Source organism: Pantoea sp. PNA 14-12, assembly GCF_004364735.1.
Taxonomy (GTDB): Bacteria; Pseudomonadota; Gammaproteobacteria; order Enterobacterales; family Enterobacteriaceae; genus Pantoea; species Pantoea stewartii.
Window position 1 is genome coordinate 181815 of the sequence record NZ_SOAJ01000006.1, and the last position, 13025, is coordinate 194839.

The 13025-nt window shown below is 52.9% G+C and carries 12 protein-coding genes; 1 reads left to right on the plus strand and 11 read right to left on the minus strand.

Annotated features, from left to right (window positions below):
- Positions 1–35: 35 nt before the first annotated feature.
- The 7 genes from C7434_RS19365 to pstS form a co-directional block, all read right to left on the minus strand.
- Positions 36–1136 carry a GNAT family N-acetyltransferase gene (locus tag C7434_RS19365; protein ID WP_052133176.1) on the minus strand — a complete coding sequence of 367 codons (1101 nt, stop codon included), beginning with the start codon at positions 1134–1136 and terminating at the stop codon, positions 36–38.
- 12 nt (positions 1137–1148) lie between these two features.
- Positions 1149–2387, minus strand: a complete 1239-nt coding sequence (locus tag C7434_RS19370) for an MFS transporter (protein WP_033737237.1) — start codon at positions 2385–2387, stop codon at positions 1149–1151.
- Positions 2388–2497: 110 nt separating this feature from the next.
- Positions 2498–3235 carry a phosphate signaling complex protein PhoU gene (gene phoU / locus C7434_RS19375; protein WP_006121211.1) on the minus strand — a complete coding sequence of 246 codons (738 nt, stop codon included), beginning with the start codon at positions 3233–3235 and terminating at the stop codon, positions 2498–2500.
- 17 nt (positions 3236–3252) lie between these two features.
- Positions 3253–4026, minus strand: a complete 774-nt coding sequence (gene pstB / locus C7434_RS19380) for a phosphate ABC transporter ATP-binding protein PstB (RefSeq protein WP_033737235.1) — start codon at positions 4024–4026, stop codon at positions 3253–3255.
- 44 nt (positions 4027–4070) lie between these two features.
- Positions 4071–4961, minus strand: a complete 891-nt coding sequence (pstA, locus tag C7434_RS19385) for a phosphate ABC transporter permease PstA (protein WP_033737233.1) — start codon at positions 4959–4961, stop codon at positions 4071–4073.
- A complete protein-coding gene (gene pstC / locus C7434_RS19390) occupies positions 4958–5920 on the minus strand; it encodes a phosphate ABC transporter permease PstC (protein WP_006121208.1) in 963 nt (320 codons plus the stop codon). Before pstC ends, pstA begins: the two co-directional genes overlap by 4 nt.
- A gap of 86 nt (positions 5921–6006) precedes the next feature.
- On the minus strand, positions 6007–7050 hold the full coding sequence (pstS, locus tag C7434_RS19395) for a phosphate ABC transporter substrate-binding protein PstS (protein ID WP_006121207.1): 1044 nt from the start codon (positions 7048–7050) through the stop codon (positions 6007–6009).
- A gap of 184 nt (positions 7051–7234) precedes the next feature.
- Between pstS and C7434_RS22270 the strand changes: the two genes are divergently transcribed.
- Positions 7235–7462, plus strand: coding sequence for a hypothetical protein (locus tag C7434_RS22270; protein ID WP_226374602.1), 228 nt, complete (start codon positions 7235–7237; stop codon positions 7460–7462).
- A gap of 192 nt (positions 7463–7654) precedes the next feature.
- Here the strand turns inward: C7434_RS22270 and glmS are convergent, their stop codons facing one another.
- From glmS to atpD, 4 genes are all read right to left on the minus strand, one after another.
- The gene (gene glmS / locus C7434_RS19405) at positions 7655–9484 is read right to left on the minus strand and encodes a glutamine--fructose-6-phosphate transaminase (isomerizing) (protein WP_033737230.1); all 1830 of its coding nucleotides are present in this window, start codon (positions 9482–9484) and stop codon (positions 7655–7657) included.
- A gap of 145 nt (positions 9485–9629) precedes the next feature.
- Entirely contained in the window at positions 9630–11000 is a 1371-nt protein-coding gene (gene glmU / locus C7434_RS19410) for a bifunctional UDP-N-acetylglucosamine diphosphorylase/glucosamine-1-phosphate N-acetyltransferase GlmU (protein WP_006121204.1), read from the minus strand.
- A 161-nt stretch (positions 11001–11161) separates the two neighbouring features.
- Entirely contained in the window at positions 11162–11581 is a 420-nt protein-coding gene (locus C7434_RS19415; RefSeq protein ID WP_013023936.1) for a F0F1 ATP synthase subunit epsilon, read from the minus strand.
- Between the two features lie 24 nt (positions 11582–11605).
- Positions 11606–13003, minus strand: a complete 1398-nt coding sequence (gene atpD, locus C7434_RS19420; RefSeq protein WP_006121202.1) for a F0F1 ATP synthase subunit beta — start codon at positions 13001–13003, stop codon at positions 11606–11608.
- Positions 13004–13025: the final 22 nt, after the last annotated feature.

Sequence of the window (13025 nt, forward strand, 5' to 3'; positions counted from 1 at the left end):
GCCCTCTGGCTGCGCAGGGTTTTCATCGTCGCCGATCAAGGCTGTCCTGCTGGAAGAAATTCATATCTGAGCACGCATCGACGGCCTGCTTTTTCGGCTACGCGGATTGAGGGACGATTCCCCGGAACAATCGTGCCCGCTAACAGGGAATTTCGTTTACCCGAAAGACACAGCTGTTTTCTTAAAACCTGCTGAGCAAGGGATGCCAGCGATCGCCCTTGATATTCAGGCAATATCACTTCCTCAGTTATCTGGAATGCCTGAAGAAACCCTACCGTACCTTCCTCACAAACAATAAACCCGACACGTTGTGCTTCTTCATAAAGAATAAAAACACTGCCATCAGAAATTTTTTCCATCAGTGTCCTTTCATTCGTCGGCAGTAAACTTTCTTTCAAAGCAGGCATGGCTTCCCATGCCCGTTGATAAGCGTCAGTCAACCCTTGCATGCACCAGCTCAAACTTCTTGCGTCAGCGCGAATTAGTGTCAAATGATGTTCTTCAGCCTCGTTTCCCTTGCTGGTGAGGGCTGAGGCATAGATGAGTTGATCCGTTTCTCCGCATACAGGAATGTCGCCAGGCACGAGAATGCGAACACGCTGAGGCTTAATTTCTGACCATTCCCTGCAAATTTTCGTTATGACATGCGAAGTAATGGGGGCATCAAATGCCACGATATCGACAAAAGGACGGGCCAGATCGCCTGCCATGTAACGTGGGCCCGTCAGGTAATGCCCGCCATCCACATCGACCTGACGCTGAAGAAAATAATGCGCAGGGAGTCCCGTTTCCTTCCACGGAAACTGTGTGGCAAATGACATATCGCAACACCATGAGCGTTGCATGCTAAGCCATTTTTCCAACTGAAACCTTAAGGCTTCTTCTGTCAAAGGAAGACTTTTGTAGTAATCGAGTAAACTGGCCAGCATGGTGCGAACCCTGATGAATACGATGAAATCATTGCCTGTTTTCGCGCGGCGAAGTTCCGCATTGCGTCTTTCCACCAACATCGGCCTGGAATGAATACGCAAACAGCCAGTGTAACCATGCGCAATGGACGAATTCAGTTCAGCAAACGATCCGGGCATCCCCAGCCAACTTAAACCGGCTTCATTATAAAGCCGGTTAAGTGACATCAGCCGGGTTACTTAACCAATCGCCCCCAGCGCATCGTCCTGGCTTTGCTTTTTCGGCAGCAGGAACAGCGTTGCTGCAATATCCAGCAGGTAGATCAGGGCCAGTAGCGTGATAGCAGCCACGAAGGAGAATTTACCCGCCAGTAGCCCGATCACCAACGGTCCCAATCCACCGACGCCGCGCCCCAGATTAAACAATACGTTCTGCGCGGTCGCACGAACCTGCGGCGGAAAGGTATCTGAGATCAATGCGCCATAGCCGCCAATCATACCGTTGACGAACAGGCCCATCAGCGCACCGGTAAACAACATCACGGTCGGATCGCGCAGTTGCGCATAAACCACAACCATCACGACCGCACCGAACTGGTAAAGCAGGAAGATTTTCCAGCGCGCAAAGCGATCGGCCAGCACGCCAAACAGCCAGATGCCAAAGGTCATGCCCACCACGGTTACCGCCGTCCAGACGCCGGATTTGGTCAGACTGAAACCGAAGTTAGAGGACAGGTAACTGGGCATCCAGATCATCAGGCCGTAATAACCGAAGTTCTGAACGGAACAGAGAATAAAGATCCCCAGGCTGGCTTTGCTGGTGGCACGGTCTTTAAACAGCAGTTTCAGTCGGGCGGGAAAGGACAGCGAGGGAACATGTTTAATTTGACGGGTGAAGCTCTCGGGTTCGCCCATGCTGCGGCGAATAACAAATGACACCAGCGCGGGCAGTAATCCCACCAGGAACATGCCGCGCCAGCCAATCACACTCAGTAAAGGCGGGGTGATAAATGCCGCCAGCAGTACGCCGAGTTGCCAGCCGATGCCGACCCAGGCCGAGGCGCGGTTGCGCTTTTCTGCCGGCCAGGCTTCTGCAATCAGCGCCATGCCGATGCCAAACTCACCGCCCAGTCCCATGCCCGCCAGCGTACGGTACGCCAGCAGATCCCAGTAACCCTGCGCCACTGCACACAATCCGGTAAAGACAGAGAACATCAGTATCGTGATGGTTAACACACGAATGCGCCCATAGCGATCGCTGAGGTGGCCAAACACAATGCCGCCGATGACCGCGCCGATCAGCGTCCAGGTCACCAGTGAACCAGCCTGTGACGGATCCAGTGCCAGCGACAGGCTGATAGCGGGCAGCATAAACCCGAGAATCAGCAGATCGAATCCGTCCATGGCATAACCGCTGACGGCAGCCAGCATCGCTTTCGCAGGCGTAATGCTCTGCTTAACAGGGGAAGAAGAGGACATGAGTGCGCACCCGTTGGTTAAAAAACTGGCGCAAGTATAAAGAGCTAAGAGGATGGGGTCTATGCAGAATAGCCGGAGCCGTGCGCCTTATGGCGCACGGTTGCGCGAGATCAAGACGGCTTGTTGCTACCGTCGTCGTCACCGGATAACAGCGCGTCCAGCCTGTCGCCGCCCACGTGACGGAAATCCTGACCTTTCACGAAGTAGAAAATGATTTCGCAGATATTCTGGCAGCGGTCACCGATACGTTCGATGGCGCGGGCGCAAAACAGCGCCGTCAGAACGCTGGGAATCGTCCGCGGATCTTCCATCATGTAGGTCATCAGCTGACGCACAATGCCTTCGTACTCTTTATCCACTTTCTTGTCTTCACGGTAGATCTGCACGGCTTCGTTAAGATCCATGCGCGCAAAGGCATCCAGCACATCATGCAGCATCTGCACAGTATGACGGCCCAGCGACTCCAGGCTGACCAGCAGCGGCAGATGTTGCTGGCCAAACTTCTCCAGCGCAGTGCGGCTGATTTTCTCGGCAACATCGCCGATGCGTTCCAGTTCGGAGATGGTTTTGATAATCGCCATGACCAGACGTAAATCGATAGCGGTCGGCTGACGTTTGGCGATGATGCGCACACAGGCTTCATCAATCTCCACTTCCATCATGTTGACCTTCTGGTCGCCATCAATGACGCGCTGGGCCAGTTCGCCGTCCAGATTATGCATGGCGGTAATGGCATCGGTCAGCTGCTGCTCAACCATGCCGCCCATGATCATCACCTGCGTTCGGATGTGCTCCAGCTCAGCGTTAAACTGACCGGAGATGTGTTTATTCAGATTTAAACTGTCCATGGCGATCTCCTGTCTAATCAGCCGTAGCGACCTGTAATGTAGTCTTCCGTTTGTTTCTGTGCCGGCTTGGTGAACAGCGTGTCGGTGTCGCTGAACTCAATCAGTTCGCCCAGATACATAAACGCCGTGTGGTCGGAACAACGTGCCGCCTGCTGCATGTTGTGTGTCACGATCACGACGGTGTAATCCTGCTTCAGTTCAGTAATGAGTTCTTCGATACGGCCGGTAGAAATGGGATCCAGCGCTGAACAGGGCTCATCCAGCAGCAGGACTTCCGGACGAATGGCGATACCGCGCGCAATACACAGACGCTGCTGCTGGCCGCCTGACAGACTGTAGCCACTCTGATGCAGCTTGTCTTTGGTTTCAGTCCACAGGGCCGCCTTGGTAAGCGCCCACTGCACACGCTCGTCCATATCGGCACGAGACAGCTTTTCAAACAAGCGCACGCCAAAGGCGATATTGTCATAAATCGACATCGGGAAAGGCGTCGGCTTCTGGAACACCATGCCAACCCGGGCGCGCAGCAGAGCGATATCCTGGTTGGACGCCAGAATGTTGTCGCCGTCCAGCAGAATATCCCCTTCCGCGCGCTGCTCGGGATAGAGCGAATACATTTTATTGAAGGTTCGCAGCAAAGTGGATTTACCACAGCCTGAAGGGCCGATAAAGGCCGTCACCTGATTCTTCGCAATATCCAGGTTGATGTTCTTCAGAGCGTGAAACTTGCCGTAGTAAAAATTCAGATTACGGACCTGAATCTTACCCGCTGATGCAGTCGCAGTACTCATTGCTTTTCTCTCTTATACGACACCGCACAGGGCCGTGTCAGTCGTTAACCGTGTTTACCCTTGGCGAATACCACGCGTGCTACGATATTTAACAGCAACACACAGAGGGTAATAATCAGTACGCCCGCCCAGGCCAGACTTTGCCACTCGGCGAACGGACTCATCGCAAATTTAAAGATGGTGACCGGCAGGTTTGCCAGCGGCTGCATCATGTCGGTGCTCCAGAACTGGTTCGACAGCGCAGTAAACAGCAGCGGCGCGGTTTCGCCCGCGATGCGCGCTACCGCCAGCAGCACACCCGTAATAATCCCGGATACGGACGCTTTCAGCGTAATGGCGGAAATCATCTTCCATTTCGGCGTACCCAGCGCATAGGCTGCTTCGCGCATGCTGTCAGGTACCAGTCGTAACATGTTTTCCGTCGTGCGAATCACTATTGGAATCTGTAACAACGCCAGCGCTATCACACCTGCCCAGCCTGAGAAGTGGTGCATCTGCGCCACGACAATGGTGTAGACAAACAGGCCCACAACAATCGATGGGGCAGACAGCAGGATGTCGTTAATGAAACGAATCACTTCCGCCAGTAAAGACTTACGACCATATTCTGCCAGATACACACCCGCCAGAATGCCCAGTGGCGTGCCAATGAATGTCGACCATAAAATCAGTAAACCGCTACCTACCAGCGCATTGGCTAATCCGCCTCCCGCCGTGTTTGGCGGCGGTGTGGACTCGGTAAACAGCGACCATGAAAGCCCGTCAATGCCGCGGCTCACGGTGGTAAACAAAATCCAGACCAGCCAGAATAAGCCAAATGCCATCGTCAGCAAGGACAGCGTTAAGGCGATTTTGTTCTTGGTGCTACGCCACGACTGCATTTTGCGACGTGACGCTTCCAGTTCGGCCCGAGCCTGTACTTCCATTGTTGTCATGATCGCGCTCCTTCACTTTTTGCCAGACGCATAATCATTAACTTGGAAATCGCCAGCACAATAAAGGTGATAACAAACAGAATCAGGCCCAGTTCCATCAGTGCCGCTACGTGCACACCCGATTCGGCTTCAGCAAACTCATTCGCCAGTGCCGAGGTGATACTGTTGCCTGGCATAAACAGTGAGGCACTGTCGAGCTGGTAGGTGTTACCGATAATAAAGGTGACCGCCATGGTTTCGCCCAGCGCACGTCCCAGGCCCAGCATGATGCCGCCGATGACGCCGTTTTTAGTAAACGGCAACACGATGCGCCAGATCACTTCCCACGTGGTGCAGCCAATCCCATAGGCTGACTCTTTCATCATCACCGGCGTCTGCTCAAACACGTCGCGCATGACTGAAGCAATATAGGGAATGATCATGATGGCCAGAATCACACCTGCGGCCAGAATACCGATACCAAACGCCGGACCGGAGAACAGAGCGCCAATAATCGGAATGCCCGAGAGGACATCACCAACGGGCGTCTGGAAATATTCTGCGAACAGCGGAGCAAAAATAAATAAGCCCCACATACCATAAACAATACTCGGAATCGCAGCGAGCAGCTCAATTGCGGTTCCCAGTGGACGTCGTAACCAGCCTGGTGAGAGTTCGGTCAGAAAAAGAGCAATACCGAAACTGACCGGTACCGCAATAATCAACGCAATGATTGAGGTGACAAGTGTGCCGTAAATCGGCACCAGTGCACCGAATTGTTCGTTAGGGGCGTCCCAGGTTTTGGTCCACAAAAACGCGAAACCAAATTTCTGTATGCTTGGCCAGGAAGAGAAGATCAGGGAGACGATAATGCCGCCCATAAGCAACAGAACAATCAGCGCAGAGAGTTTTACCAGCGCGCCAAAAATTCGGTCACCTTGCTTACCTGGGGCTTTGAATGCCGACTTCGTTGCAGCCATAGAAGTCTTCGTCCTCAGAAGTTATCAGGGCGGCAGACGCCGCCCTTGAAGGCTGACCAGCACGCAGGCTGGTCAGGGTCATTCACTTACTTATAAAGCGCTTTACCAGAACTGTCTTTGATATTGGCTTTCCAGGCAGCACGGATCTGCTGAACCACGCTCTCCGGCAGGGTGGCATAATCCAGCGCATTGGCCGTTTTACCGCCATCTTTGTAGGCCCAGTCAAAGAACTTCAGGACTTCGGCACCTTTCGCCGCATTAGTCTGATCTTTGTAAATCAGGATAAAGGTGGTTGAGGTGATCGGCCATGCATCATTGCCTTTCTGGAAGGTCAGATCCTGAGCAAACGATTTGCTCCAGTCTGCGCCTTTCGCGGCATTAGAGAAGCTGGTTTCGCTTGGCGCAACCGCTTTGCCGTCCGCATCCATCAGTTTGGTATAGGTCAGGTTATTCTGTTTGGCATACGCGTACTCAACGTAACCAATAGAACCTGGCAGACGCTGTACAAACGCTGCTACGCCATCGTTACCTTTACCGCCCAGACCGGTTGGCCAGTTAACGGTGTTGCCTTTACCAATTTTGCTGTTCCACTCTTCGTTCACTTTCGCCAGGTAGCTGGTGAAAACGAAAGAGGTACCTGAGCCATCCGCGCGACGCACCACGTTGATGTTGGTATCGGGCAGTTTCACGCCTGGGTTCAGTTTAACAATCGCAGGATCGTTCCACTTTTTGATGTTACCCAGATAGATGTCGCCAACGGTTTTACCGTCCAGCGTCAGCTGACCAGATTTGATGCCTGGCAGGTTAACCGCCAGCACCACGCCACCGATTACGGTAGGGAACTGGAACAGACCATATTTCTGCAGATCTTCGTCTTTCATAGGCGCATCGGAGGCACCGAAATCAACGGTTTTGGCGATAATTTGTTTTACACCGCCAGATGAACCAATGCCCTGATAGTTGATTTTGCTACCGGTGGCTTGCTGATACTCTGCTGCCCACTTGGCATAAACCGGCGCCGGGAATGTACCGCCAGCACCGGTCAGATCGGTGGCTGCAAATGCAGAAACCGCACTAACGGCAAGAGAGGCGGCGAGGATTCGGGCTACGGTGCTACGCATCAGTGTCATGTTCCCTCCAGGGGAGAAAAGTCAGGCTAAGTGCCTTTTTAGTAAGAGTCAGTGATTGCTGCAGGAGGGAAAATAGGACAGTTTAGTGACAGAAAAATGTAGTTAATATTACAGTTATATGACAGGCACAATTATTGCTCATTTCATAAGACTCCTCTCGAAAAGGACATGTTCGATGAGATTTATGAAGAAGCTTCTGGTGTGCAATGTCGTCCTGCTCTGTACGCTGGCAGGCTTAAAGGCGGATGATACGACACCCACGATTCATTTAGATAAATTTTATACCGCAGCTAATAACAGAGGCGCTCTGGCTATATTGGGTTATTACGGCGCCGTTAAACAATCATCCGTCGATGTTGAAGGTGTTATTGCAATGAAAGATAAGATTAAAGACTTAACAAAAACGCTATAAAATCAGGCAAATATCCTCAGTCAACTCGCCAAAAGCTAAGCAACAATGAGGATACGATCAATAACCTGCAGCGTTCACTCGATGAGGCTAACCGCAAAATCAGCGATCAACAGCGTGCACTGGAGCAATGCAGTAGCAAGATCAAATAAATGAAACGCGTGAATCCCGTCGGGGATTCACGCATAAGATGCATTACTCGACCGTTACCGATTTCGCCAGGTTACGCGGCTGATCCACATCGGTGCCTTTGATCAGGGCCACATGATAGGAGAGCAGCTGGAGCGGCACGGTATAGAAGATAGGCGCAATGGCCTCTTCGACGTGCGGCAGAGGAATGATTTTCATTCCTTCGCTGTCACTGAAACCGGCATCCTGATCGGCAAACACGTACAGCAGACCGCCACGCGCGCGTACTTCTTCGATATTCGATTTCAGCTTCTCTAACAGTTCATTGTTCGGTGCCACCACAATGACCGGCATATCGGCATCGATCAACGCCAGCGGACCGTGCTTGAGTTCCCCTGCCGCATAGGCTTCCGCATGAATATACGAGATCTCCTTCAGCTTGAGCGCCCCTTCCATCGCGATAGGGTACTGATCGCCACGACCAAGGAACAGGGCATGGTGCTTATCAGAGAAATCTTCGGCCAGGTTTTCAATCAGCTTGTCCTGCGCCAGCATTTGCTCAATGCGGCTTGGCAGAGCCTGCAGACCATGCACAATTTCGTGCTCTTTTTCTGCGGACATGCCGTTCAGGCGACCGAGTTTTGCCACCAGCATCAGCAGTACGGTCAGTTGAGTGGTAAAGGCCTTTGTAGAGGCTACACCAATCTCCGTACCCGCTTTGGTCATCAGCGCCAGATCGGATTCACGTACCAGCGACGAACCCGCGACGTTACAGATAGCCAGCGATCCCAGGTACCCCAGCTCTTTCGACAGGCGCAGCGCGGCCAGCGTATCCGCCGTTTCCCCCGACTGAGACAGGGTAATCAGCAGGCTGTTTTTACGTACCGCCGATTTACGGTAGCGGAATTCGGACGCAATCTCGACATCACAAGGGAGGTTTGCCAGCGCCTCGAACCAGTAACGCGAGACCATGCCAGAGTTGTAAGAAGTGCCACAGGCGATGATCTGGATGTGCTCAACCTTGCTGAGCAGCGCTTCTGCATTTGGCCCCAGTTCGCTGAGATCGACTGCACCGTGATTAAAACGCCCCGTTAAGGTGTTTTTAATCGCATTTGGCTGCTCATAGATCTCTTTTTGCATGTAATGGCGATAGATACCTTTATCGCCGGCATCGTACTGTACGCTGGATTCGATCTCATCGCGGCGCACGGTATTACCCGCACGATCGACGATCGTAACATCGCGACGGCTGATTTCAGCGATATCGCCCTCTTCCAGATAAATAAAGCGGCGAGTGACCGGCAACAGTGCCAGCTGGTCAGAAGCAATGAAGTTTTCACCCACACCACGACCGATCACCAGTGGGCTGCCTGAACGGGCGGCCACCAGACACGATGGATCGCGACTGTCCATGATCACCATGCCATAGGCACCGCGTAGTTGGGGAATCACACGCTGCACGACTTCACGCAGCGAACCGCCCTTTTTCTGCTCCAGATGAACCAGATGCGCTACCACTTCGGTATCGGTTTCTGAGCTGAAATGGTAACCCTGCGCAATCAGCGCTTCACGAAGCGGCTCATGGTTTTCGATAATACCGTTGTGCACTATAACGATGTGCTCAGAAACGTGCGGATGCGCATTGGCCTCTGAGGGTTCGCCATGGGTTGCCCAGCGCGTATGCGCGATACCGGTTCCGCCGTTCAGAGGTTGTTCTTCCGCTGCGGCAGCCAGCATCTGAACTTTGCCCAAGCGACGCAGACGGGTAACATGACCTTGCTGATCGACGACGGCCAGACCAGCTGAGTCATAACCGCGGTATTCCAGGCGGCGTAAACCTTCTAACAAAATTTCTGCGATATCACGTTGTGCTACTGCACCAACAATTCCACACATAAGTTATTTCCTGACTTCATGGCTGTTTGCCATTGCGTTGTCATATGACCTGATAGTCCGGCATTGCCGGTTCCCCGAGCCTTGTAGAGAGTGGGGATTATAGTTTTGGTACTGCAAGCGGCCCGTTTAGCCCGGGCCGTAAAAATTATTTTTTCTTCTGCGGGCGCTGCCAGCCGGCTTTGTGATTCTGCTCTTTACGGTTATAGACCAGATCGGCAGTGGAAATGTCTTTCATCACCGTTGTTCCGGCGGCAATCGTTGCGCCTGCCGCCACACTCACCGGTGCGACCAGCTGCGTATCCGAGCCAACAAATACATTGTCACCAATAACGGTTTTGAATTTGTTTGCGCCATCGTAATTGCAGGTAATCGTCCCTGCACCGATATTCACATTGGCACCGATCTCCGCATCACCCAGATAAGACAGGTGACCTGCTTTAGAGCCTTTCCCGAGTCGGGCTTTTTTCATTTCAACAAAATTGCCGACGTGGGCGGCCTGGGCCAGTTCACTGCCGGGACGTAAACGCGCGAACGGGCCGACCGTACAGTCAGTGGCCAGATTCGCATCCTCGATCACCGAATAGGGGCTAATCTCGCAATCATCGCTGATGACGCTGTTTTTAATGACGCAGCCCGCACCAATTTTGACCCGGTTGCCCAACGTTACCTGGCCTTCAATAATGACGTTGACGTCGATCTCAACGTCCCGACCATGCTGCAGCGTGCCGCGCAGGTCGAAGCGTGCCGGATCGCGTAGCATAACGCCCGCAAGCAGCAGTTTTTCTGCCTGCTCCTGCTGGTAAGTGCGCTCGAGAGTTGCCAGTTGCAGACGGTTATTTACGCCATCAGTTTCGCTATTGCGTGCCGGGTGTACCGCATTGATGACCCGACCTTCCTGATGCGCCAGGGCAATGATGTCGGTGATGTAATATTCACCCTGAGCATTATTATTGGTAAGTTTTGCCAGCCAGCGTTTTAGATCACCACCGTTAGCGATCAGGATGCCAGTATTGATTTCATTAATGGCCAGTTGCGCAGGGCTGGCATCTTTCTGCTCAATAATGCCGACGATGGTGCCATTTTCACGCACGATGCGGCCGTAGCCCGTAGGGTTATCCAGTACGACGGTTAACAGTCCAATCCCGCCTTCCGGCTTCGCGTCGCGCAGACGTTGTAATGTCTCTTCAGAAATCAGCGGAACATCACCATAAAGCATCATGATGTCTTCGTCGTCTGCAAAGTGCGGAGCTGCCTGCTGCATGGCATGCCCGGTACCGAGTTGTTCTGCCTGCAACACCCAGTTAACGGCACTGTCGGTTAACGTGGCTTTGAGCTGGTCACCGCCGTGTCCGTAAACCAGATGAACCTGTTGCGCACCCAGCCCTTTTGCGGCATCAATGACGTGCTGAACCATCGGTTTACCTGCCAGCGTATGCAAGACTTTTGGCAGATCGGAATACATACGGGTGCCCTTGCCAGCCGCAAGAATCACCACACTCATCGCACTGTTAGACATATCTATCCTGACTGATTTTTGACTGAGGAACGTTAAACGATTTAGCACTGAGATTACTACATTTTTCTCGTTCCGAAATTAGCTATTATCCCGCTATCCGGGCTTCAGATAAAAAAAATGCCAGCCCAATGGGCTGGCATTTCGTGACGCATAAAGCCGGATTACATCGCTTTTTTGGTCAGCTCGATCACGCGCAGTTTGGCAATGGCTTTCGCCAGTTCCGCAGAAGCCTGAGCATAGTCCACGTCGCCGTGGCTGCTGTTCATATGCTCTTCTGCTTTACGTTTTGCTTCCAGGGCACGCGCTTCGTCCAGATCGGTACCGCGAATAGCGGTATCGGCCAGAACGGTAGTGCTGCCAGGCTGCACTTCCAGCACGCCGCCAGAGAGGTAAATAAACTCCTCTTCGCCGTGCTGTTTCACGATACGGATCATTCCAGGCTTAATGGCAGTCAGCAGCGGGGCGTGGCCAGGGAAAATCCCCAGTTCACCTTCGCTACCTGACACCTGAATTTTCTGTACCAGACCAGAGAACAGTTGGCTCTCTGCACTGACAACATCCAGGTGATAAGTCATAGCCATAATTTTCCTCCTGGGAAACCGTTATTACAGTTTCTTCGCTTTTTCGACCGCTTCTTCGATGGCACCAACCATGTAGAAGGCCTGCTCTGGCAGGTGGTCAAATTCACCTTCCATGATGCCTTTAAAGCCACGGATGGTGTCTTTCAGCGTCACGTATTTACCTGGAGAACCGGTGAACACTTCTGCTACGAAGAACGGCTGAGACAGGAAGCGCTGAATCTTACGCGCACGTGCCACCAGCAGTTTGTCTTCTTCAGACAGTTCGTCCATACCCAGGATGGCGATAATGTCTTTCAGTTCCTGATAACGCTGCAGCAGTGACTGTACGCCACGTGCAACATCGTAGTGCTCCTGACCCACAACCAGTGGATCCAGCTGACGGCTGGTTGAGTCCAGCGGATCAACGGCTGGGTAGATACCCAGAGAGGCGATCTGACGGCTCAGGGTGACTGTTGAGTCTAAGTGAGCAAAGGTGGTTGCCGGTGACGGGTCAGTCAGGTCATCCGCAGGGACGTAAACGGCCTGTACGGAGGTGATTGAACCGGTTTTGGTGGAGGTAATACGCTCCTGCAACACACCCATCTCTTCTGCCAGCGTTGGCTGATAACCTACCGCAGATGGCATACGACCCAGCAGTGCAGAGACTTCTGTACCGGCCAGGGTATAACGGTAGATGTTGTCGATGAACAGCAGAACGTCACGGCCTTCATCACGGAATTTCTCCGCCATGGTCAGACCGGTCAGTGCAACGCGCAGACGGTTACCCGGCGGCTCGTTCATCTGGCCATACACCAGCGCAACTTTGTCGATAACGTTGGAGTCAGTCATTTCGTGGTAGAAGTCGTTACCCTCACGAGTACGCTCACCTACGCCGGCAAATACCGAGTAACCTGAGTGCTCAGCCGCAATGTTACGGATCAGCTCCATCATGTTTACGGTTTTACCCACACCCGCACCACCGAACAGACCGACTTTACCGCCCTTCGCGAACGGACACATCAGGTCGATAACCTTGATGCCGGTTTCCAGCAGTTCCTGCGAGTTAGACTGCTCTTCATAAGAAGGCGCAGGGCGGTGAATAGAGGAAACCTCTACTGCACTGCCATCTTCTTCTTTCAGGTCGCCTTTCATGTCGATAGGCTCGCCCAGCACGTTCATGATACGGCCGAGGGTTGCTTTACCAACCGGTACCTGGATCGGTTTTTTCAGGTCGGCAACTTCCAGACCGCGCTTCAGGCCGTCAGAAGTACCCATGGCGATAGTACGCACTACGCCACCACCCAGCTGCTGCTGAACTTCCAGCACCAGACGAGCATCACCATTCTTAACCTCAAGAGCGCTGTACACTTGCGGTACTGCATCCTGAGGGAATTCGACGTCAACTACGGCGCCGATAATCTGGACAATCTTTCCAGCTGCCATCTTGAATCCTCTACCTAATTCC